The 23,678-nt window shown below is 49.5% G+C and carries 20 protein-coding genes and 1 riboswitch; of the genes, 11 read left to right on the top strand and 9 right to left on the bottom strand.

Annotated elements, in window-relative coordinates:
- Positions 1 to 34 precede the first annotated feature (34 nt).
- Both N5910_RS05895 and N5910_RS05890 read left to right on the top strand, forming a co-directional pair.
- Entirely contained in the window at positions 35 to 1,159 is a 1,125-nt protein-coding gene (locus N5910_RS05895; protein ID WP_191216595.1) for a DUF362 domain-containing protein, read from the top strand.
- A 194-nt stretch (positions 1,160 to 1,353) separates the two neighbouring features.
- A complete protein-coding gene (locus N5910_RS05890; RefSeq protein WP_074359111.1) occupies positions 1,354 to 1,773 on the top strand; it encodes a secondary thiamine-phosphate synthase enzyme YjbQ in 420 nt (139 codons plus the stop codon).
- A 197-nt stretch (positions 1,774 to 1,970) separates the two neighbouring features.
- Here the strand turns inward: N5910_RS05890 and pheT are convergent, their stop codons facing one another.
- Complete coding sequence (gene pheT / locus N5910_RS05885; RefSeq protein ID WP_074359110.1) at positions 1,971 to 3,626, bottom strand: phenylalanine--tRNA ligase subunit beta; 1,656 nt, start codon at positions 3,624 to 3,626, stop codon at positions 1,971 to 1,973.
- A gap of 240 nt (positions 3,627 to 3,866) precedes the next feature.
- Here pheT and N5910_RS05880 point away from each other — a divergent pair, with 240 nt between their 5' ends.
- Positions 3,867 to 4,769 (top strand): hypothetical protein, encoded by a 903-nt coding sequence (locus N5910_RS05880; RefSeq protein ID WP_074359109.1) that lies wholly within the window; start codon positions 3,867 to 3,869, stop codon positions 4,767 to 4,769.
- Positions 4,770 to 4,814: 45 nt separating this feature from the next.
- Here N5910_RS05880 and N5910_RS05875 read toward each other — a convergent pair whose 3' ends face one another.
- On the bottom strand, positions 4,815 to 5,174 hold the full coding sequence (locus N5910_RS05875; protein WP_074359108.1) for a hypothetical protein: 360 nt from the start codon (positions 5,172 to 5,174) through the stop codon (positions 4,815 to 4,817).
- 198 nt (positions 5,175 to 5,372) lie between these two features.
- On the opposite strand from N5910_RS05875, the gene N5910_RS05870 reads away from it, so the two are divergent.
- The 4 genes from N5910_RS05870 (at position 5,373) to N5910_RS05855 (ending at position 10,510) form a co-directional block, all read left to right on the top strand.
- Positions 5,373 to 8,012, top strand: coding sequence for a valine--tRNA ligase (locus N5910_RS05870; protein WP_074359107.1), 2,640 nt, complete (start codon positions 5,373 to 5,375; stop codon positions 8,010 to 8,012).
- Between the two features lie 11 nt (positions 8,013 to 8,023).
- A complete protein-coding gene (gene aroA / locus N5910_RS05865) occupies positions 8,024 to 9,292 on the top strand; it encodes a 3-phosphoshikimate 1-carboxyvinyltransferase (protein ID WP_261599413.1) in 1,269 nt (422 codons plus the stop codon).
- 113 nt (positions 9,293 to 9,405) lie between these two features.
- On the top strand, positions 9,406 to 9,861 hold the full coding sequence (locus N5910_RS05860) for a GTP-binding protein (RefSeq protein ID WP_074359777.1): 456 nt from the start codon (positions 9,406 to 9,408) through the stop codon (positions 9,859 to 9,861).
- Between the two features lie 43 nt (positions 9,862 to 9,904).
- Positions 9,905 to 10,510: an endonuclease III domain-containing protein gene (locus tag N5910_RS05855; protein WP_074359105.1), complete on the top strand. Its 606-nt coding sequence runs from the start codon at positions 9,905 to 9,907 to the stop codon at positions 10,508 to 10,510.
- Between the two features lie 139 nt (positions 10,511 to 10,649).
- Here N5910_RS05855 and N5910_RS05850 read toward each other — a convergent pair whose 3' ends face one another.
- A complete protein-coding gene (locus N5910_RS05850; protein ID WP_074359104.1) occupies positions 10,650 to 12,830 on the bottom strand; it encodes a DHH family phosphoesterase in 2,181 nt (726 codons plus the stop codon).
- A gap of 156 nt (positions 12,831 to 12,986) precedes the next feature.
- On the opposite strand from N5910_RS05850, the gene N5910_RS05845 reads away from it, so the two are divergent.
- Positions 12,987 to 13,754 carry a prenyltransferase/squalene oxidase repeat-containing protein gene (locus tag N5910_RS05845; protein WP_074359103.1) on the top strand — a complete coding sequence of 256 codons (768 nt, stop codon included), beginning with the start codon at positions 12,987 to 12,989 and terminating at the stop codon, positions 13,752 to 13,754.
- Between the two features lie 4 nt (positions 13,755 to 13,758).
- Here N5910_RS05845 and N5910_RS05840 read toward each other — a convergent pair whose 3' ends face one another.
- A complete protein-coding gene (locus N5910_RS05840) occupies positions 13,759 to 14,526 on the bottom strand; it encodes a slipin family protein (RefSeq protein ID WP_191216035.1) in 768 nt (255 codons plus the stop codon).
- Positions 14,527 to 14,952: 426 nt separating this feature from the next.
- Here N5910_RS05840 and N5910_RS05835 point away from each other — a divergent pair, with 426 nt between their 5' ends.
- A complete protein-coding gene (locus N5910_RS05835) occupies positions 14,953 to 16,098 on the top strand; it encodes an MFS transporter (RefSeq protein ID WP_074359101.1) in 1,146 nt (381 codons plus the stop codon).
- A gap of 121 nt (positions 16,099 to 16,219) precedes the next feature.
- A riboswitch (Fluoride riboswitch) is annotated at positions 16,220 to 16,283 on the top strand.
- A gap of 33 nt (positions 16,284 to 16,316) precedes the next feature.
- Entirely contained in the window at positions 16,317 to 17,525 is a 1,209-nt protein-coding gene (locus tag N5910_RS05830) for a cation:proton antiporter (protein ID WP_191216033.1), read from the top strand.
- 16 nt (positions 17,526 to 17,541) lie between these two features.
- Here N5910_RS05830 and N5910_RS05825 read toward each other — a convergent pair whose 3' ends face one another.
- The gene (locus N5910_RS05825) at positions 17,542 to 18,030 is read right to left on the bottom strand and encodes a hypothetical protein (RefSeq protein WP_074359100.1); all 489 of its coding nucleotides are present in this window, start codon (positions 18,028 to 18,030) and stop codon (positions 17,542 to 17,544) included.
- 304 nt (positions 18,031 to 18,334) lie between these two features.
- Here N5910_RS05825 and N5910_RS05820 point away from each other — a divergent pair, with 304 nt between their 5' ends.
- Complete coding sequence (locus N5910_RS05820) at positions 18,335 to 18,517, top strand: VOC family protein (protein ID WP_261599412.1); 183 nt, start codon at positions 18,335 to 18,337, stop codon at positions 18,515 to 18,517.
- Positions 18,518 to 18,539: 22 nt separating this feature from the next.
- Here the strand turns inward: N5910_RS05820 and N5910_RS05815 are convergent, their stop codons facing one another.
- The 4 genes from N5910_RS05815 to N5910_RS05800 form a co-directional block, all read right to left on the bottom strand.
- Entirely contained in the window at positions 18,540 to 18,914 is a 375-nt protein-coding gene (locus tag N5910_RS05815; protein WP_074359099.1) for a desulfoferrodoxin, read from the bottom strand.
- Between the two features lie 10 nt (positions 18,915 to 18,924).
- Positions 18,925 to 19,509 (bottom strand): rubrerythrin, encoded by a 585-nt coding sequence (gene rbr / locus N5910_RS05810; RefSeq protein ID WP_315901932.1) that lies wholly within the window; start codon positions 19,507 to 19,509, stop codon positions 18,925 to 18,927.
- Between the two features lie 136 nt (positions 19,510 to 19,645).
- Positions 19,646 to 21,589 (bottom strand): heavy metal translocating P-type ATPase, encoded by a 1,944-nt coding sequence (locus N5910_RS05805; RefSeq protein ID WP_238337849.1) that lies wholly within the window; start codon positions 21,587 to 21,589, stop codon positions 19,646 to 19,648.
- Positions 21,590 to 21,591: 2 nt separating this feature from the next.
- A complete protein-coding gene (locus N5910_RS05800; RefSeq protein WP_074359776.1) occupies positions 21,592 to 23,631 on the bottom strand; it encodes a thioredoxin domain-containing protein in 2,040 nt (679 codons plus the stop codon).
- Positions 23,632 to 23,678 lie beyond the last annotated feature (47 nt).

Here is a 23,678-nt window from a genome sequence, read left to right as displayed (position 1 = left end):
AATCATTTTTTATTTTTCAGGGGCCTTGAAAGGGATGAAGCCCATCTCCATATCCCGGTGCACCTCCTATGACCCTGATGAGGTGGAGACGGCAATCAGGGAATGCCTCCAACTCCTGGGCGGAGCAGGAAGGTTTGCATCAAGGGGGGACAGGGTACTGCTCAAACCAAACATGCTGATGGCGGCAACGCCTGAGAGGCATGTTACAACACACCCAGCAGTCGTTGAGGCCACGGCCAGGGTCTTCATTGATACCGGTGCAGAGGTCAGAATTGGTGACAGTCCAGGAGGATCCTTCAGGAACATAGAGAGGTTCTGGAGGGCCACCGGAATGCTGGATGTTGCAGGGCGGCTTGATATTGAACTTGTGAACTTCGAGGCTTCAGGTTCATACATCATCCAGGGCTACCCGGTATCAAGGCCCGTCATTGACAGTGATGTGGTGGTGAACCTCCCCAAGATAAAGACCCACAGCATGACCATCTTCACATGTGCGGTTAAGAACATGTACGGCGCCGTCCCTGGATTCAGAAAGGCGGAATACCACAGGGAACACCCAAGGCCCTCTGATTTCGCTGAGAGGCTCCTTGAGATCTACAGGATCACGGCACCGTCCATCACCCTCGTTGATGGGATAACAGGCATGGAGGGTAACGGGCCATCAGGCGGAACACCCAGGGATATAGGCCTTATACTCGGATCAGAGGATGCCATGGCCCTTGATGTCTACATACCATGGATACTGGGGATGGATCCTGAAAGGATACCTGTTAATGCAGCGGCCAGGAGGATGGGTCATCACAGGGACCCTGATGACGTGGAGGTCCTTGGTCATGAACCAGAAAGGATTGAAGATTTCAGATGGCCATCAAACATTTACTACACACTTGACCTCCTTCCCTCGGGACTTGCAAGGGCCCTTATGAGGTTATGGTGGTCAAGACCAGCCATAGACCCTGATAAATGCAGAAACTGTAACCTGTGTGTTGAGAGCTGTCCGGTGGATGCATTAAGTCCTGGGGTGATAATCCCAGAGTTTGATTACGGTGAATGCATCAACTGCCTATGCTGTATGGAGGTCTGTCCCCATGCAGCATTCTATCAGGATAAGAGCTTACTCTACAGGCTCACAGGAAGGTTCTCAGGGATACTTAAATAGGAGCACTCAGCACCCTTTACAGTTGTTTATGCACCTGTATTGGATAGGAGTCTTTCAGTGCCCGGGGCGGCAGGGATGATAAATATTATTAGATTTTTTACTTCCTCAGTGTTCAGCGACAAAACGGTAGAACTGCGGCAGGGATGATAAATATTATTAGATTCTACAGCTAAAATATGGTTGGAGGTGCTTTAATGGAATTCTATACAGAGGAAATTCCCTTAAGGACATCAAAGAGGCTTGAACTCATTGACGTAACATCAAGGGTCTCTGAGGTTCTTAAGTCATCCGGAATAGGAAACGGAATATTGAATGTGTTCTCAAGGCATTCAACATCAGCCATATTCATAAATGAGAATGAGACACGGCTTACCGGTGATGTTGAGTCCATACTCAAAACACTTGTCCCGGAGGATTCATCCTATGGACATAACATCATTGATAACAATGCAGATTCTCATCTGAGGGCGGTGCTCCTTGGAGGAAGCCAGACAGTACCTGTTATCAATGGATCACTGGATCTTGGCACATGGCAGAGCATATTCTTCGCTGAATTTGACGGACCCCGGAACCGGAAGATCAGGGTCTCGGTTGCAGGTAAACCAATGGAATAAGGTTTTTATCAGGGATTATGCCTTGATACCCCTAAGGGCGCTTTCAGCAGGGTAATCGGATTTCATGGGATGCTCTGACCAACCCATGGTACTGCAGGGAGGATGTTATCCAGCCAATCATGGTTCATAGGGACCCTGCAGGTTGCAGCCCCCGGAACGCTGCAATCACCCCCATTTTCCATAATAAAAATTAATGTTCAGTTTTCCCTGAACTCTATTTCAAGGGCGATGACAGGGTACTCGAGGCCGAAGCCTTCAAGGACCTCGGGGTGTATTTCACCGAAGAATCCTGTTATTGATGATGATTCACCCCTGGATTCAATGGAGGCGCACCGGCCCCCTATGAAGGATGGATGATCCATGGCCTCTATCCTGAACTCATATCCAAGGTTTTCAACCACAGCGGCTGCAATTGATTTCATCTCGGTGAAACCTGCACTGGAATGGGTTACCGCACATGCAAGCTTCTTCACAACCCTAGTCCCGGTCTCCATCTCAGGGTCAGGGTAGACAACATCACCCACCTCAAATATCCTCTGGGGGAGATCCTCATGCTTGTTATCCTCAAAGAACTCCAGCAGACCATTCAGAAGACTCTTCCTGAGCATGGTCCTGTCCTGTGATATTGGCTGGGCCACCTCAACCCTTTCATCCACCTCAAGCCTCATCTTACTGTAGTGGTTCTCCTCATTTGTGAGCATGAGGCTCATGACCTCCTGGAATCCCAGGCCTATCATAACCTCCCTTATGAATTCATCGGCCCGGTTCCAGCTATCCTCCTCTGCAATGGTGGCGATCTCTGGCAGTTCAGGTTCAATCCTCCCGATACAGTACTGTACTGCAATGTTCTCAACAAGGTCCACTTCATGGAGGACTTCAACCCTGTAGGCGGGGATGGATGCAAGTACCTCATCCTCAGAGACAATCTCTGCATCCATACGGGCCTTCATCAGGAGTTCCCTGACGGTTTCAGGGTCCAGTTCAAGGCCTGTGAGCCTGCTGGCCCTTTCCACCGAGACGGTCATATTTTTTGGTGAAAGGTCAGGGGCCCTGAATTCACCGTCGGGGCGTTTTATGGTGACAGATTTTATGCTCCCCCCTGCCTCTGCAAAGGAGGTGCATATGATGTTGAGGGTCTGCTGCACAGCCCTTTCATCAGTACCCGTAACATCCACCAGTATCCTTTCCGTTTTCTCGGTGAGCTTGGTGAGTTCACCGTTGATTATGGGGGGTATGGAAAGGACATTGCCACGGGAGTCCGTTATAAGGGGGTACCTTTCATGTTCCCTAAGGAGGTGCGCGTACTTAACACCCTTGGGGTGTTCCTCCAGTATCTCCCTGGGTGTCATCTCACATACACTGTCCAGCGGCGTGAAGGAGACAGCCTCAGGTTCCACACCCTGATAGGTGAAGGGGCCCCTGACAGCGTCAAGGTCATGGATGCCTATGGCGACCTTCTTACGGTCCCTTCCTATAACCCAGTGGAGGTCCTCCTGGAACTCCATGACCTGTTTCAGTTTTTTATCATTGAATCTAACGCCGTCAATGACTGCCATTCCAATGTACGGCCTCACCCCAAGGACGGTTTCATCCACGGTGACCTCAAGGCCCGAGTCCCTGACCTCATACTCAGGCATCCCCTTCTCAATACCCAGGAACCCCCTGAGGCTCCTTGCAACACCCTCAACAGAGAGGAGGTCCGGTCTGTTCGGGAAGAACTCAACCTTAACACCTTCATCATCAAAGTCCTCAATGTCACTCCCCATCATAGGGAGGACCTCTATGAGTTTCTCTTTATCAATATCAATGCCCAGTTCCTTCAGATCCTCATAATCAAATGTTATAACTGGCATGGTGGTCTCTCCGGTAAGTATGATAAATTAACTTATCATTTCTATACAAATAAATAATTAACCCGGCTGTTATTCTGCCGATATTTTTGTATTCAAGGTGTCTGCTGTTGTTGATGGTTTCCCTATTACAGTATCAACCCAGGTACAGGTTTCCTGTGGGCCTGCAGGGAGTTAACATATAACTTCTCAACTATATAAAGGGGGAACTCCATAAATAAGAAAACAAGGGGGGGTGTTTTCATGAAACTCTGTTTTCTTCTAATTTTCATTCTCATATTCTATGGAGGACTTTTGGGTGCATCGGCTCTTGAAGGGTCCACCTCCTCCAACTCCAGCTGGCACCAGTGGAAGACGGGTTCAGCTCGCCATGATTCATTCAGGGGTTCTTCAGATTGCTGCTCCGTCATCGTGAATGTTAACGATACCAGCGCGGTCTTCGCATACCGAAGGGACTCGACTTATGCAGCAACACTCAACATCCAGAGGAACGTATGGTACGGTAGGGAGATCCTCAGGGAATACAAGACAACCAACGGTTACTTCTTCCACACGGTAATAGCCGAGGGTGGCTGGATGATGGGGGCTGGAGGCCCGGATATAGTATGGATAAACCGTGCCCTTGAACGCCTTGGCGGTGAAATGATGGCAAAGGGCAGGGTGACCTCCTGTGATATGGGGAGGGCCCACAGCCTTGTAAGGAGGGCAGGCATGGGACACTTCGTTATAAGGGGATCCGGCGGACAGACAAGTGTTGCGATCTACAGGAGGGGTTACTCAAGACTTTCAACCTTCAGGATGAAACCCGGTGAATTTGTAAGTGTCCCTAACAGTCCAGGATACTACCGTAGGGGTTACTATTCACGCTGGAGCACTGACCCGGCAAGGGCTGCCGTTTATGCTGCTGGGACTGACAGTTGGGGTGTTAACAGGAGGAACATACTCACATATGAGGTCCATGCAGGCGAAAATTCAACTTCCATGAAGGTGTATGCAGGCTTTGATGGTGGAAGGCTCATCGGAAGGTACCGCGGAAGACCCGACAATGTGGTGTTCCTTGGAAAATTTATAGGTGCATCAGCAATCCCACGGATACCATCAATGAAACTCCTGGGGTCAGTGAGCCTTGCAGTGAAGACATTATAATCCCTGGAACCTTCTTTTTTCTGTTAGATGAGCTAAAATAAGGAATCAGAGTGTTGAAAATATCATGATGAAGAACAGGGATTCAACGGTGAAATGCAGTGCCCTGTGGTACAGCCAGCCATGATCAACACCGGTGGCCTGATGGTAAAGGTCAACGACGAGGTGAATCAGGGCCGCAAGGAACCCTATCTCCACCGATATAAAGACAAGTGACAGTACGATGAAGTGGAAGAGCGCCTCAAGGCCCTCATGGACCAGCCAGAGCTGTATGTTTGATGAGACCGTCTCCTTGATGATTCCAGCTAAAAGTATATAAAAGTCAAAGAACACATTCCAGAGTATCTTTGTATGTATCTCATCACTTATTGCAAGGAACAGGGCTATATAGAACCATATTAACTCCATTGGTATTCACCATTTCCTTCCAGGAACTCTTTAACTCAATTCTTCTACAAACTTAGAGTATTCGAACATCTTTATAAAGATTGGGTAGTGAATATTGTCAACTTAGAGTATTCGAACATCTTTATAAAGATTGGGTAGCGAATTATTATCATATGATGCTTTCAGGATTCACACTTCCATAGCAGGGAGAGAATAAAAATGACCGATAATCAGATTCCAAAGGATTACGACCATAAAAACGAGGCTAAATGGCAGAGGAAATGGCAGGAAGATGACATCTACCGTTTCGTGGGGTCAGGGACAAAACCGAGGTACATAATAGACACACCACCACCGTACCCTACGGGTTCAATTCACATGGGCCACGTCCTCAACTGGGTCTACATGGACATAATAGCACGTTTCAAGAGGATGCGGGGCTTTGATGTCCTCTTCCCCCAGGGATGGGACTGTCACGGCCTCCCCACAGAGGTTAAGGTTGAGGAGACCCACAATATAAGGAAGAGCGACATACCCAGGGATGAGTTCAGGAGGCTCTGCGTTGAGCTCACACAGGAAAACATAGCGACGATGAAGGAGCAGATGCAGCGCATGGGCTTCAGCCAGGACTGGAACCGTGAATTCATCACCATGACCCCCGAGTACATGAGGAAGACCCAGCTATCATTCCTTAAGATGTACAGGGAGGGACTCATATACCAGGGCGTCCACCCTGTTAACTGGTGCCCCCGCTGCGAAACAGCAATAGCCTTTGCAGAGGTTGAATACACAGAAAACGAGACAAACCTCAACTATGTCAGGTTCCCTGTTGATGGTGCAGATGAGGATATAATGATAGCAACAACAAGGCCAGAACTCATGGCAGCATGCGTGGCCGTTGTTGTACACCCCGATGATGAGAGGTTCACAGGATTTGAGGGCAGATCCATAGAGGTGCCCATCTTCGGACAGAAGGTTAAACTCATAAAGGACCCTGATGTGGATCCCGAGTTCGGTACAGGGGCTGTCATGGTATGTACCTTCGGGGATAAAACGGACGTATCATGGGTCAACCGGCACGGCCTCGATGTTATAGAGGCCATAGATGAAAGGGGCTACATGACAGAAGCCGCAGGGAAATATCAGGGCTTAACCATAGCCGAATGTAAGGAGAAGATAGTTGAGGACCTTGAAAGGGAAGGCTTCCTTGTGAAGAAGGAACCCGTGAAACAGAATGTGGGGACCTGCTGGAGGTGCAAGACCCCCATAGAGATCCTTGTCAAGAAGCAGTGGTTCGTTGCAGTCAAAAAACTCATACCACTGGTGAGAGAGGCTGCAGATGAGATGAAATGGATACCTGAACACATGAAGACAAGGCTCCTTAACTGGACTGGTTCCATGGACTGGGACTGGTGCATCTCAAGGCAGAGGATCTTCGCAACACCAATACCAGTATGGTACTGCACCCGGTGCGGAAGGGTCCATGCTGCCAGTGAGGACATGCTGCCAGTGGACCCTACAAGGGAAAAACCTGAAATGGTCTGTGAATGCGGATCCACAGAATTTGAGGGGGAGGAGGATGTCCTTGACACCTGGATGGACAGCTCCATCTCACCCCTTGCAGTGGCAGGCTGGCCCGACCCATCCTTCAGGGAACTCTTCCCGGCAGACCTCAGACCCCAGGGACATGATATAATCAGGACATGGGCATTCTACACCATACTCAGATGTATGGCACTTACAGGTGAGAAGCCCTTCAGTGAGATAGTTATAAACGGTATGGTCTTCGGTGAGGACGGCCACAAGATGAGCAAATCAAGGGGTAACGTGATAGCACCCGAGGAGGTCCTTGAGGATTACGGTGCAGACGCACTGCGCCTCTGGGCTGCAGGGAGCGTCCCTGGCTCAGATGTTCCCTTCGCATGGAAGGATGTTAAATACGGCTACAAGTTCCTGAGGAAGTTCTGGAACGCCTTCAGATTCATAAGCATACACCTCAGGGAAAACAGGGATGATGCAAGGCCAGGCCCCCTTGACAGGTGGATACTATCCAGACTCATGGGCCTTGTAGGGGATGTTACAGGTTACCTCGAAGACTACAACTTCGCCCCGGCGGTTAACAGGATACAGTCCTTCATCTGGCATGACTTCTGTGATGAGTACATAGAGGCCGTCAAGCACAGACTCTACTCAGATGACGACCCTGAATCAAAGAGGGCGGCCCAGAACACCCTGAGGACGGTCCTTGAAACCTGCCTGAAGCTCCTGGCACCAGTAACACCCCACTTCACAGAGGAGGTCAACCAGCATATCAACGAGGGTTCGATCCACCTCTCAGAGTGGCCCGAGTACGCGGAGGAACTCGTTGACCCTGAAATTGAAGCCAGCGGCGACCTGGCGGTTGAGGTTATAGGTGAGATAAGGAGGTTCAAATCATCATCCAAGATGCCCCTCAACAGTCCCCTGAAATCAGCCACCATCTACACCGAGGATGATGGGGTATCAGGGATGCTTGAACCCTTCCTCGAGGACATCGCAGGGACAATGAACATCGCCGAGATAAAACTTGAAGAGGGAAGGCCTGAGATAACTGAGAGGGCAGTTGAACTCACACCCCGAATGGATAGGATAGGACCCGAGTTCAGGTCGGAGGCCCCTGCAATAATATCCTACCTCACCGGGGCAGACACCCAGGAGATCTATGAGGAACTTAAGAGAAATGGTGAAGTTGATATTAATGGAAACAGGGTCACCATGGAGCATGTGGCCTTCAGGAAGGAGGTTATAGGCACCGGAGGGGAAAGGGTGGATGTCCTCAGCATGGACCAACAGGGGATCATCATAGAGATAGTCAGATAAAAGGTGTGATGATGGATCTTATAGTTGAAAGGTCAGAGGGTCTTTCAGGGACTGTTAAGGCACCCCCATCAAAGAGTTACACCCACAGGGCTGTTATAGTAGCATCCCTTGCCGAGGGCCGGTCCATGATAGCCGATCCCCTGGTATCTGAGGACACCCTCTCATCCCTGAGGGCGTGCAGGGCCTTCGGTGTCCGGATCCATGAGGAGGCCCAAGGATGGGTGGTTCATGGGAGCGGGGGCGCCCTTGAAACCCCCGAGGATGTGATTGATGTGGGGAACTCAGGGACAACCCTCCGTATAATGACCTCGGTGGCAGGCCTTGCAGAGAACTACACCGTCTTCACAGGGGATGAATCACTGAGAAAGAGGCCCATGCAGCCATTACTGGATGCCCTCCGCCCCCTGGGCGTCACTGCAGTGTCCTCAAGGATGAACGGACTCCCCCCTATAATAGTCAGGGGAGGCTTCAGGGGCGGTGAAACCTCAATTGATGGCCGTGTGAGCTCACAGTTCATATCATCCATACTGATTGCAGCACCCCTATCAGGGGGTGTTGAACTCTCTGTTGAGGGGGAGTTCATATCCAGGCCCTACGTTGACATGACATTGGATGTTATGGGGAGGTTCTCTGTCCCTGTAAGCTACTCTGATGGCATCTTCACCGTGGAACCATCGGTCTACAGGGCAGTGGATTACACGGTTGAGGGTGACTACTCATCTGCATCCTACCTTGCAGGTGCGGCTGCCGTTGCAGGAGGAGAAGTAAGGATACAGAACCTCTTCAGGGATTCAAAACAGGGAGACATGCTGATACTGGACATCCTTGAGGATATGGGTGCCGATGTGAGGAGGGGAGATGACCATGCTGTGGTTTCATCCACAGGTGAACTTGAGGGTGTCAGCGTAGACCTCCACAACGCCCCTGACCTCCTACCCACGGTGGCGGTCCTCGGCGCCATTGCAGAGGGCAGGACTGAGATAAGGGGTGTTGAGCATGCAAGGTACAAGGAGACGGACCGTATAGGGACATGCGCGGCTGAACTCAAAGCCCTCGGGCTCCAGGTCAGAGAACTTAAGGACGGCATGATAATCCAGGGTGATATCACGGGAAAAACAGTTAAATCCCATGGAGACCACCGCCTTGCAATGGCATTCACCCTCATAGGCCTCAGGAGGGGTATAAGGATAAAGGATGGTGATGTTTTCAGCGTATCATTCCCTGACTTCATTGAGAAGATGAACTCACTTGGCTGCAGGTTAAGGTTAGCTGAGCTTTAAACCTTCATTCCCCTCCTTAAGGCATTCCTTAGGCATTAAATATAAAATAGATGCCGACAAATATTTTGGATGTTACACTTAAAAGATATTATGGAATCTGTGAGTTGATTCAGATGAAGAAAAAGGAAACAAAGGTTGTAATCTTTGGGGATTATGATACAGGTAAGACAACCACCCTTGAACAGCTCTGTGACAGGATAACCAAGGTTGAATACAATGGAACAACCGTTGCACTGGATTATGGTAACTGCATGGTTGGTGGTGAGAAGATACACCTCTTTGCAACCCCCGGCCATGAAAGGTTCAAGTTCATGCTTGAGATAATATCCCATGGCCTTGACGCCGCGGTGATAGTGGTTGACAACTCAAGGGGAGTCACCCTTGCAGAGAAGGAGATAATGACAGAACTGGAAGAGAAAAACATACCCTACGTTGTCTTCTCAAACAAACAGGACCTTGACGATTCTGAACTGGAGATTGACAGGGAAGTTGAGGTCATACCAACAGTTGCAACTGAGGGCACAGGCCTTATGAAGGGCCTTGAGATTCTCCTCGAGAAACTCAACTGAAGCCCTAATTTTCGGTGATCCTATCAGGGATATTGAAGGAATAATGGATGGCCTCAGGAGCATCTATTCCCCCAGGGTATTCGAGGACAGGGACCCCTACCGGGTGCTTATAAGGACCATACTGTCCCAGAGGACCCGTGATGAAAATACAGATGAGGCAACGGCAAGGCTCTTTTCAGAGTACCCCTCGATTGAGGATGTTGCCAGCGCACCCCTTGAAAAACTTGAGGAGCTCATCAGAAAGGCAGGGTTCTACCATGTTAAGGCCCGGAGGATAAGGGAGGTTTCAAGGATACTCCTTGAGGAGTACAAGGGGAGGGTCCCTGATGATATCGGCGAGCTCCTGAAACTTCCAGGTGTAGGGAGAAAAACAGCAAACTGTGTACTTGCCTATGCCTTCGGAATACCTGCAATCCCGGTTGACACCCACGTCCACAGGATATCAAACAGGCTGGGACTGGTGGATACAAAGACCCCGGAGGAGACCGAGAAGGCCCTTATGGAGGTAATTCCCGAGGAATACTGGATAGAGCTCAATGACCTCATGGTCCAGTTCGGTCAGGATATATGCAGACCAATAGGACCACGACACGAGGAGTGCCCCATAGCAGAGTACTGTGATTACTACAGGAACCTTACCGCTGATTAGGGATTCTATTTTTAAGGGGCTGGTGAATTTCATGTTCCATGGGTGTCATGGAGTCCGGTGATTGGGGATTGTGTTTTAAGGGATGGGAGGGGATGGATGCTTCGCCCCGCAGGATCAGGTGTTTAAATTTTCTGTTTTTTCATGCTTCCTTTAGAGCAGCAATCTTTTCTGCGAAGGCGCCAAGGACCTTCTTTGAGAGGCCCTCAACATATTTAAGGGACCCTGCACACTCATGCCCTCCACCATCAATAACCGCTTCAGGTATCTCCTCGGCCAGCTCCCATACGATCTCATTGAGGTTGAATTCGAATTTCTCATTAACAGCATCCGTGGCCCTTATAACCCCAAAGTCAGGCCCATAGGCCAGTGTTATTATAGGTCTTTCTTCACCATGCTTCTGGACCATGTAGTCGTGGACGAATCCACATGTCTTTCCAGGGGCAGGGAAGGTGAACCTGTGGGAGTACTTCTCAACGTCAAGGACATTCAGGAGTATGCCGTTGGGGAGCTCAGTTGATTTCAGGTTGGGTATGGCCGCCCTTAACTGGGTGTCAACCTTCCTCTCATATTCCCTGTAAAGGGCATCCACAAGCTTCTTATGCTTATCAAGGCTTCCAAGTCCAAGTATGGTGTCAATTATCCCCCTTCCATTCATGAACCGCAGGTAGAAGGCCTCAAAGTCTATGCAGGCGGCTATCCTTTCAAGGTCCTCCCGGTCATAGCCGCGTTCAGCAGCAAGTTCAATGTAGGATTCAGCCTCCTCGGACCTGGCATGGTCCCCAACGGCTGCAATACCTGGAAGGTGCAGGATCCTCTCGGCGATCTCGGGGTTTATCATCTTTGCTATTTCAACCGAGAGGGCCCCGGCGGTGATCTGGGAGTCTCCACCAACAAGGTAGGGGTTCACGTGTGTATCAATGTATTCATCCACGTCCACACGTCCATCAAGGACCTCACCGGGGTAGTGGTGGTCAACCACAACGATCTCGATGTCATAGATCTTGGCCTTCATAAGGGCCAGTATGTCCTCCTCTGTTGACCCGTTATCAAGGAGCACGAGGAGGGGGAGCTTCTGGCCGTGCCTTTCAAGGTCCTCAAGGGCATAGGAGAGGTCCTTCACAACGTCCTCCAGTTCATAGAAGGGGGCCTTGCTGGGAGCCCTCTTGAAGTAGTGCCACTCAGCGTCCGTGCTCGGGTTAAGGTCCCTCAGGAGGGGCAGAACTGCCTTTTCAATCGCCACACCCGCACATATACCGTCCGCATCTGCATGGTGCCTTACCAGTATGGATCTGCCATCATATATTGCCCTTCTTATGGCCTTGGCGGCTTCAACCATCTTCGGCCTCAGTTTTTCAAGGGTTTCGCTTTCAATCAGGAGGTCCTTCCTCTCGGGCTCAGCCCTCCTGTCTATGGCCTCGTCTATGAGGCGCCTGGCCTCGGCAGCCTCCTTACCTATGAGGCGTTCTATTGACTCTGACTCTATCTGGATCTTGCCGGTGTGCTGGTTAACCTCACCTATAACCTCAACTATGTGGCCTATCTGTATATGGGGGTATACCCTTATACCTGGCTCGTCAAAGGCAGCGGCCCAGGTGGTGCCGGTCTCATCGGAGATGGTGAATATGGTTGGACCGGAGGTCTGCTGAATCTGTATGACCTCACCCACTATCCTCACGGTTTTACCAAGGCTCCTGGTGTCGATATCATCTATCCTTGTCCTTGGAAGGTCCTTTTTTAACTTTATAACCTCGTAGGGGCCCTTTATACTGGCGGGGAGCATGTCAACTTCCCCCTTATGGGGTTTAACATGGGACACCCTCACGAAGATTTCATCCCCCACCTTGTAGTCAGGGAAGAGGCCCCTCATGAGTCCCCAGACGTGGCTGTTCAGACTTACAAATACCCCGTACCTTTCTATCCTTGTGATCTTCCCACGGTATATGCTTCCAACTTCAAGGTCATCCATGGTGCATGCAGGGTGCAGCACATAGACCTTCTCCTTTTCCTGGCAGTCAGGGCAGTATTCCTCCTTACCTTCCAGTTTCTTACCGCATGACGGGCAGATGTTAACCTCACCCCTGCCTCCACAGGCAGGGCACTGCTCCCTTACCTCAACTTCACCCTTCCCCCTGCAGACCTCGCAGGGGACCTCATGGGATTCTTCAAGGTCAAACCTCTGCCTTGCACTGTTTGAAACGCCCTTGAAATGGTCCTTTATATCCTCTGTTGATCTGTAACCTGTTCCATGGCATGCGCTGCATATCTTGTAGGATTTAACACGGTAACCTTTACCCTTACATTCACTACATGACTGAATCATGGTATTCCTCATAGAAACGATTAAATGATAAATCAGTTTATTTATAATGGAGCGGATTATTATTTATATTTGATTGTTACGGTTAGAGTAGGGTGAACCTGAACCCTGATGGTCCAGGAGGATCATTATTTATATTTGTTACTTGGTGGTGGGATCATGGATGATCACAGATTAGGGGATTCCATCAGAGAATTCCTTAATAAAAGGAGACACCCTGATGGTGGTTATACCCTGTTTGAGGGGCTTCCTGATACAAAGAACACCTATTATGCCCTGAGGTCCTTTGAACTTCTGGGTGATGAACCCGGGGGACTTGAGAAGACCCTTGACTGGCTTGAAGATGTCCACAGCAGGGGGAGCTTCGCGGCCCAGGGACTCTTCTACAGGTGCAGTGTGCTGAGGGATTATGGCAGGGACTTTTCAGTGTCCGATAAATTCATCGACCTCCTGAAGGCATCCTACAGGAAATCGAAACTGGAGATAACATATTATATGGATTCTGTCCTCAGGATGCATGGCGAGTACCTTGAGGAGGTACCTGAATGGGTCCTCTCCCAGCAGAACCCTGATGGCGGTTTTGGCAGGTATGGTTCGGATATAATCAACACGTACTTTGCCGTTGAGGTGCTCAAGGGCCATGAAGTTGATGTACCCGAGGGGGTCCTGGAATTTACTGATGGATGTTTCAGTGGAGGTGTATGGAACTTCACCCCCATCTCCTATCCGCCATACATTGAAACGGTCCATGCAGGATTCCGGATCAATGAGATGCTCAGGGGGTCGGGGCTTGATGTGTCTGATTTCGTCATGGGACTAAGGAACCCCGATGGTGGCTTCAGGAGGTCTGTTTATATGGGGATCTCTGAGCCTGAATACACTTACAGGGCACTCTACATGATAATAAAATCTAAAAAAAGGTTATAAGGGGCTAGGGTTTCATTTCCTTTTCTATGAACCTTTTTATATCATTTACACTTGACATGAACTGGGCTGGGAAGATTATTGTGGAATTTTTTTCAGCGGATATTTCACTGAGCACCTGGAGATTCCTTAGCTGTAATGCTATTGGGTGTTCTGCCATAATATCAGCTGCTTCCCCAAGTTTTGCAGCAGACAGGTATTCACCTTCTGCGGTGATAATCTTAGCTCTCTTCTCCCTTTCAGCCTCTGCCTGTTTAGCCATAGCCCTCTGCATACCTTCAGGTAACTTAATGTCCTTTATTTCAACTGTTGTAACATTTATCCCCCATGGTTCGCTGTGGCTGTCAATGATCTCCTTTATCTTCTCATTAATCCTTGCGGTCTCTGAGAGTACCTCATCAAGGGCGAACTGTCCTATAACATTCCTTACCGTTGTCTGGGATATCTGGTTTACTGCTCCGTAGTAATCCTCAATTGCAACAACGGCCTTGAGGGGATCCATGACCTTAAAGTATGCTACCGCCGCAACATCGATGGAAACATTGTCCTGTGTTATTATCTTCTGTGAGGGTATTGGCATTGTCACAATCCTCAGGGAAACCTTGACAAGCCGGTCTATCAGGGGGATTATAAGACGCAGTCCAGGCTCCCTCACACCTATAACCCTTCCCAGTCTGAATACAACACCCCTCTCATACTGGTTAACTATTTTTATGGATAGTGCAGCTATTAACAGCACTATTCCAGTAATTACTGCAAGCAATATATAGTCCATTATAACAACCTCCCACTTACTGTAATTTCTCTTTTATTATTCTTATACTTAGAGAGGGACCTATCATAATATGGAGAATATTACCGAAACTTTTGGATAGACTTCATGAAGAACTGCTACTACTGTTGAAGGGGGTTAAAATAGGGCGTTCCAGGAGTCTTTAAGTGTTCTGGTTAGCATATTATTACTCCTGCTTAATGTTGTCATGGAATCCCATATGGAATGGCCTCAGAGCATCAGGATAATTATACAGGAGCCATACCTAAATATATGGTCTAGATACTCGGGAGGTTGTGAAGAACGCGCAGGGGGTCATGGAGCCATACTTAAATTAGGTCTTGAATAAAAACAGTGCAACAATTTAATATTTCCTTGTTAATGTAATTTTCTGAATTCAAACTCCGCTTCGGAAAGGAGGACTTATCAATGAAAAAATCCACAAAGTTCATAATAATCCTTGGAATTGTAAGTCTGTTTGCTGATATGACATATGAGGGTGCCAGGGGTATAACGGGCCCCTTCCTGGGCTTTCTCGGCGCCAGCGCATTCATGGTTGGATTTGCAGCCGGCTTCGGGGAGCTATCAGGTTACCTTGTAAGGTTCATTTCAGGCCAGATCTCAGAGAGGACAGGACGTTACTGGCTTATAACCTTCACAGGCTACCTCGTTAACCTCATAGCTGTCCCACTACTTGCACTTGCAGGCAACTGGCAGGTAGCAGTTTTACTGATAATACTTGAAAGGCTGGGTAAGGGCCTCAGAACACCCCCCAGGGATGCCATGCTATCCTATGCAGCCTCTGAGATGGGTCATGGAACAGGCTTCGGAGTACATGAAGCCCTGGACCAGATAGGGGCGGTTGCAGGTCCGCTGGTGGTGTTCGCAGTACTGGCCCTTGGAGGGGACTGCAGGGACGGTTTTTTAGCCCTTGCAGTCCCTGCGGTTATTGCTATTTCTGTCCTGGCCCTCGGCTACCTTACCTTCCCACGTCCACGTGAACTTGAAGCATCAACAGAACTTGAGTACAGGGAATTCAGGGGATCCTACTGGATCTACATGGCGGCGGTATGCTTCATAGCACTGGGATATGCGGACTTTCCACTGGTGGGCTATCATCTCGGGATAACAGGGACAATGGAAGCCTCACTGATACCCCTCATATACTCAACCGCCATGCTCATGGATGCCGTATCAGCAGTTCTTTTTGGCAGATACTTTGACAGGTACGGTTTCAGGGTAATGGCCCTGGCGGTCCTTGTCTCAATGTTTTACGCACCATTATCCTTCCTTGGAGGCCCGGCCCTTGCCTTCACTGGCGCCGTCCTCTGGGGTGTGGGTATGGGTGCCCAGGAGTCAGTTATGCGGGCTGCTGTTTCAAGGTTTTCACCTCCAGAGAGGAGGGGTTCTGCCTACGGCACCTTCAATACGATCTTTGGGGTGGCATGGTTCTCAGGGAGTCTCATTATGGGATACCTCTATGGTCTATATTTGCAGGGACTTGTGATTTTCTCAATCACCATGCAGACCGCAGCAATTATCATCATACTCTCCCTTGAGAGAATAAGGACTTGAAGGCTTTCTTCAGCAATCAGGGGTGTAATGAGCAACTGGAGCTGAATGATGTTAAATTTTTTTATTCTTTCATGAAAGCCTTCAGAACCGAAAGGTTTATATGAGATTTCATAGAAGTAAGATACCTCGAGGTGATGGAGTCCACCTTTAAATGCTCTTTTTTGGCTGATGACTCCTGGAAGAAAATTTAGGAGGATCTTCCATAAAGGAGGCATTAAATGGAATACGTTGCATTTAGCGTAGCTATTATCATACTGCTTGGACTTCTATTCAACAGGATCTTCAGCAAAATCAAACTTCCGGGCATACTGGGGATGCTGATACTGGGTATCATAATAGGTCCCCATGGACTGGACCTTATATCAAAGAGCATAATGGAGATTTCGCCCGACCTGAGGGTTATAGCACTTATAATAATTCTGCTGAGGGCAGGGTTCGGTATAAACCTTGAAAGCCTAAGGAAAGTGGGGATGACTGCGGTCAAGATGAGCTGCATACCTGATATCACCGAGGGTTTTGCGGTGATGCTGGCAGCACACTACCTGCTTGGTCTGCCACTTGTTGAGGCCGGAATTCTGGGCTTTGTTATAGCGGCAGTTTCACCTGCAGTTATAGTCCCCCAGATGCTTTCATTCATTGAAAGGAGAATGGGAACAGCCAAGGGGATACCCACCATCATACTTACAGGGGCTTCAGTGGATGACGTGGTTTCGATAACTCTCTTCTCGGTTTTCCTTGGAATCTACCAGGGACAGCAGGTCAACCTGCTGGTGGAGGCCATTGGTGTACCTTTATCCATACTTATTGGCATAGTCTCTGGTCTGGCCATGGGCCTTTCACTGGTTTACCTCTTCAGAAGGTTCAGCATAAGGAACAGTGAGAAGACCCTTATAATTCTCGGAGCCGCCATTCTACTTAAGAATGCGGGGGACATTATCAGCGCCTACATCCCGGTAGCTGCACTTATAGGTGTAATGGTAGTTGGCCTTGTTATTCTTGAGAGGATGCCGGATACTGGGATGCAGTTATCTAAAAAATTCAACAAGGTCTGGATCTTTGCTGAGATACTGCTCTTTGTCCTGGTTGGTGGACAGGTCGATATCAGGCTTATAATCCAGCTGGGCTTTGCCGGTCTTGCTGTGATAGTCCTTGGACTTGCAGCAAGGAGCATCGGGGTACTGATGTCCCTGAAGGGTTCAGACCTCAACCTTGGAGAGAAAATATTCTGTGTTGCAGCATATATACCAAAGGCAACTGTGCAGGCAGCTGTAGGTGCAATACCCCTTGCAGCGGGAGTCGCGGCAGGTGAAACCATACTGGCAATGGCTGTACTTGCAATAATCTTCACAGCACCCCTGGGGGCCATGGCAACAAGGGTTGCCGGAGAAAAATTCCTGACAGTCGATGAGGACTATGAGAGGCCCTGATTCTCAGCCCCCCTTTTTACTGGAACCTGTCAGGATTTTTCCTGACAATCTCCTGCCTTTCACCTTCAAGTTCCTTCGCACTCTTCATGTAACTGTTTGCCAGTTCTATATTTGAGTTTCCTTCTTCGGTCTGGTTGAGCCTGAACATCTCGATGGCACTTTTAAGTTGAGAAGTCGCGTTTATCTTCGCCTCAAGTTCAGATACAAGGAGTTCAATGTAATTGATTATAACAGGGTCGCCATCGTTCCTGGCATAACCAAGGGCCTCAGACGCGAGGTTCCTTGCAGAATTGTATTCTGAGGCTGCAAGTTCACACTTTGAGAGGGCATCATCAAGTTTAAAATCATTGGCTGCCATGGCTGATTCATTGAAGTAGGAGTCACCATTCTTTATATGCTCGTTTATCTCGGGTATCAGCTGGTTAATGTTACCTTTACCTGAGTCTATACAGCCACTCACACCTACAATGGCAAGAAGCAGTACCAGAATATGGATCCTTTTCATGGAGGAGATTTTTGGTGTTTGGGAAATAAAAGTTTTGGGTTGGAACTCCCACAGGCCTTGGGATTCATCCAGGCCCCTCTGATTCATTAGAAAACTTATAATGCATGGAACAATAGATGATCATGGGGTAGTGCAATGAAAATCAGATACACCACATTAATTGTAAAGGATATGGGGGAGTCAGTCGCCTTTTACACGGGGTCATGGGCTTCAAGGTGGACAGTGAATATGATCTGGGACCTCATGGAAGGATCACCCTCTTAAGGGTGAAGGAGATACCTTCATTGAACTCATAAGCAACCCTGTGCATGAACCCGGCCTGTTTTCAGTGGACATGGAGGTTGATGACCTTGAGGGTACATTAAATGAACTTAAATCAAGGGGTGCAGGGGTTACCATGGAGCCCGTTAAGATAAGCGTGGGATACCTTGCATTTATAGAGGACCCAAATGGAGTCAGAATAGCACTGATTCCAGCACACCGATAGATGAAGAAAAAATTAGGTGGTTTTAGTACCACAGTCCATGTATGTTGCAGTAGGCCCTGACCATGAAGTCTGATTCCGGGTCAACACTGAATTCAGCCTCTGCCCTATCCCCTGGTTTCAGGTCAGCCCTGCAGACACCCTCAGATGTAACCAGTTCTATCCACTGTATATGGTGGTTCTCCTCCATCGGATGGGGTACCTCACCAACCTTTACATGAACACCACTTTCGGTCTTTTCAATGACCGGCACATGCTTCTCAGGTCCAACATCGGTTCTCCTTGCAACCAGGAGTTCCATGGGCTGGTTGCAGCATACAAGCTGTCCATGGCCTGGATTCAGGATCTCAACTATGTTCCCGCATACACTGCAGCGGAATATCTGGTTCCTTTCTGTCATTCACAACCCTTCAGTATTCCTCACATTTAATCTGGAAGTACCTGGCGGGGTGATCACATGATGGACATTTCTCTGGGGGCTCCGTGCCCTCATGGGTGTAACCGCACTTCCTGCACACCCATGTTACGGGTTCATCCTTCCTGTATACCTTTCCTGTTTCAACAAGTTTCAGGAGCTTTCTGTAGCGTTCTTCATGGTGTTTCTCTGCATCAGCTATTGCCCTGAGCCTCTTTGCAATTTCAGGGTACCCCTCCTCCTCTGCAGTATCTGCAAATTCAGGGTACATTTCAGTGTTCTCATAGTGTTCGCCTTCAATGGCGGCTATGAGGTTCTCATCGGTGGTTCCCAGGGTCAGGGGTGCTTCAGCATCCACGACGATTGAGTTAAGATCCTCACCGGCCTCCTTTTTGAGGTCATTTATCATGCGGAACAGCCACTTGGCATGTTCACGTTCATTGTCTGCGGTGGTCAGGAATATTTCTGATATCTGTTCAAATCCTTCCTTCTTAGCAATTTTGGCATAGAAGGTGTACCTGTTCCTTGCCTGACTCTCACCAATAAAGGCCTTTGTAAGGTTCTCAAGGGTCTTTTTCATAGTTTTCACCTATACCTATTTACAGATTAAGATTGTCCCTTATTCTATAAATATTTATCTCATGATTTTTTTATTAAGCAGGGGCATATGGGTTTATTTTAATATTCCTTCGCTCAGGTTCATCTAAAGGGGGAAGTCACCTGGCAGAGCCCCTGAAGGTGAAGGTCCTTGCATTGAGGGCGACTATCACGGTACTTGCCGACATTAGTATGGCCCCCATTGCAGGTGTGAGCAGTATGCCCTGCTGGTAGAGGACCCCGGCTGCTAGGGGCAGTGCTATTGCATTGTAACCCGTTGCCCAGATGATGTTTTCCTTCATCTTACTGTAGGTTGCCCCTGCAAGGTCCATCAGGTCAACGAAGTCCAGGGGGTTGCTCCTTACAAGCACTGTATCAGCACTCTCAATTGCAACATCGGTACCCGCCCCTATTGCAACACCGATATCTGCCTGTGCAAGGGCAGGGGCATCGTTCACACCATCCCCCACCATCGCAACCCTCCTGCCATCCTCCTGCATCCTCCTGATGACCTCATACTTCTCCTGGGGTGTAAGCTCCGCATGGTACTCCTCCAGGCCGAGCTCCCCGGCAACCCATTCGGCAACCCTCTGACGGTCACCCGTTAACATGACGCACTCCACGCCCCTTGATTTAAGTATCCTTATGGCATCGGCTGCCTCAGGCCTTATGATATCTGCAAGTCCAATGCAGCCGACGGGTTCATCGTCAACCGTGACAATTACAAGGGTCTTCGCCTCCTCCATGAGGTCGTTGATGATGGTTTCAGGGATGCTGAAACCCAGCTTCCGGGCGTAAGCGTAACTCAGGACCTTGACCCTGGAATCATTAACGTAACCCATAACACCCCTACCAGGGATTGTGCTGAACCTATCAACAGGGAGTAATTCGTCAACGGCTTCAACTATCCCCCTTGCTATGGGGTGGCTGGACTGGGACTCAACGGCCGCAGCGTAACTCAGCACCTCACCCTCATCGGTTTCAGGGCTGAAGGATATGACGTCTGTTATCCCCAGCTCACCCACCGTAAGGGTGCCTGTTTTATCAAAGACCACTGTATCGACTTCCCTGGCACTCTCAAGGGTCTTTCTGTTTTTTATCAGTATACCCCTCCGCGCTGATATTGCGGTGGATACCGCCACCACCAGGGGCACTGCAAGGCCAAGGGCATGGGGGCAGGCGGTGACCATGAGGGTTACCGCGCGTTCAACAGAAAACAGGGCCCCCATTCCAAGGAGGTACCATACCATGAAGGTTAAAAATCCACCCCCAAGGGCTATTAGGGTCAGCCAGAAGGCAGCCCTGTCTGCAAGGACCTGGGTCCTGGTCCTGCCCTCCTGGGCCATCCCCACAAGTTCAATCATCTGTGAGATGAATGATTCCTCACCCATACGTTCAACTTCAATGGTGAGGGACCCTCCGGTGTTAACCGATCCACCGATGACCCTGTCCCCCCTGGACTTTTTGACGGGAGAGGATTCACCGGTAAGCAGTGATTCATCCACATGGGACTCCCCCTTTATAACGGTCCCGTCTGAGGGCACCCTCTCACCGGACCTTACAAGTACAAGGTCTCCTAGCTTCAGGGATTCGATGGGCACATCAATGACTTTCCCATCACTCAGGAGGTGGGCTTCAGCCGGCAGGAGCCTCGCAAGCCCTGCAATGGTATCTGAAGCCCCCTTGACGGATTTCATTTCAATCCAGTGTCCCAGGAGCATCACATCAATAAGGGTTACAAGTTCAATGAAGAAGACCATACCCTCAACACCAGCTGCAACAGCGAGGCTGTAGATGTATGCAACAGTCACTGCAACCGCAATGAGGGTCATCATACCCGGGCTTTCTCTCATTAACTCCTCCAAAGACCCCCTGAGGAAGGGGTAGCCCCCGTAGAAGAATATGATTGATGAGAGTACAGTTACAGCCAGTTCGCTACCGGGAAAACTCAGGATAACGGTCCCTGTTGGAAGCTCACCAAGGAGGATTACGGGCACGGTGAGGATAAGGCATACTATGAATCTTTTCCTGTAGTCCATGGCATGGTGATGGTGCATATCCATATTCAAACTCCCCTTATGTATTCAAGTATCTCATTATCATCCGTGGATGGTGGATAACATTTTTCAGGGTCACAGAGGTAGTAGGTGCATTTACCATTAACCATCCCCTTGCTCCTGAGGTGCCCTGGTGCAAAGGACCAGTCAGAGGCCTCATCCTTCAGGGTGATGGTGAAGTCAGGGATCAGCTCCCTCCTGAGACCCTCAAGGATCCCTGGGGTATGGGGGCAGATCACGGTGAGGGATCTTCCACCCTTCAGGGCCCATTCCAGGTGGCTCAGGAGGAAGGTGTGGGCTGATGGCGCTGACTTAATCCTTGATGCGAAGGCCGATACTATTCCACGAGCCATCCCGGTTAATTCATCATCCTCCAGTATTGAACCAAGCCTGAGGAGGTTTAACATATGCACCGAGTTACCTGAGGGGATTGCACCCTCAAGGCTGTCCTTCCTCCTCACAATAAGGCCGCAGGAGTCATTGGTAAAGTAGAAGCCCCCGTCAGGGGCCATGAAGTTTTCCTTAAGGACTTCTGAGAGCTCCAGCGCCATTTTAAGGTACTTCTCTTTGAACGTTGCATCGTACATCTCAAGGAGTCCCCATATAAGGAAGGCATGGTCATCAAGGCTGCCCCCTATGGCTGCTTCACCTTCACGGTAACGGTGCATAAGCCTCCCATCAACCCACAGATTATTTCTTATGAACCCGAGGCACTTCCTACTGGATTTCAGGGCTTCAGGGCTTCCGGTGATCCTGTGGCACCTCGCAAGGGCCCCTATCATGAGGCCGTTCCAGTCGGTAAGCACCTTATCATCCCTTGAGGGCGGGGTGCGCTCAAGCCTCCTTTCAAGGAGGACCCTTCTTGCATTATCTATCCTCTCCCTGAGTTCATCGGTGGTGATCCCATACTCCTCAGCCACCTTCTCAGGGGATCTTACGTGTAATATGTTCTCACCCCTCAGCTCCCCTGCACAGTTCCCGTCCTCAAGGACATTGAAGTAGCTCATCACCAGGGGCGCCTCATCACCGAGGAGTTCCCTTATCTCGGAAGCCCTCCAGAGGTAGTATTTGCCCTCAACACCCTCACTTTCAGCGTCCTCTGCAGAATAAAAGCCCCCTGCGGGTGACTGCATATCCCTTAACACGTATTCAGTTATTTCAAGGGATGTGTCCCTGTAGAGTTCTCTCCCTGTAACCGAGAAGGCGTCGAGGTATGCTGTGAGGATCAGGGCCTGGTCATAGAGCATCTTCTCAAAATGGGGTATGGTCCATGATGGTTCAACCGCATACCTGTGGAATCCATAACCGAGATGGTCGTATATGCCACCGTACCTCATCCTCTCAAGGGTCAGGTTCACCATTTCAAGGGCCACTTCATCCTTCCTTTTAATATGGTGCCTCAGGAGGAAGTGGATGTGCTGGGGCACCGGGAACTTCTGATCGGAACCAAAACCTCCATGTGTCCTGTCAAACCCCCTTTTCAGAGCTTCGAAGGCCCTTTCAACGATTTCCAATCCCACATCCCCGGGCCTGGATTGTTTCTTAAGGGCCCTCACAACGTCCCCTGCAGTTTCAATTACGGTTCCTGGATCCCTCTCCCACAAGAGGGCCACCCTCTCAAGTATGGTTTTAAGTCCGGGCATCCCTGCCCGGTCCTCGGCTGGAAAGTAGGTCCCTGCAAAGAATGGTTCGCCTTCAGGTGTTGTGATAACGGTGAGGGGCCATCCCCCTGTCCCTGTCATCATCTGACAGGCCTCCATGTATACGGCGTCGATGTCAGGGCGCTCCTCCCTGTCAACCTTAACCGCAACAAATTTTTCATTAAGCATATCGGCGATTTCAGGGTCCTCAAAGGACTCCCTTGCCATCACATGGCACCAGTGGCATGTTGAATAACCTATGGATAGAAAAACTGGTTTATTATGTTTCCTGGCAGTTTCAAACGCCTCTTCACCCCATGGATACCAGTTAACAGGGTTATGGGCGTGCTGCAGGAGATACGGACTTTTCTCATGGATCAGGCGGTTTGTGAATTTATCATCCTTCATGGGTTCCCCCCTCAGGTTCATTTATGTTTATCAAGGGTTATTAATAT

This window comes from Methanothermobacter wolfeii, assembly GCF_025397995.1.
Taxonomy (GTDB): Archaea; Methanobacteriota; Methanobacteria; order Methanobacteriales; family Methanothermobacteraceae; genus Methanothermobacter; species Methanothermobacter wolfei.
Note: the sequence above shows the minus strand (reverse complement) of the source record. Positions and strands in the feature narration are given on the sequence as shown.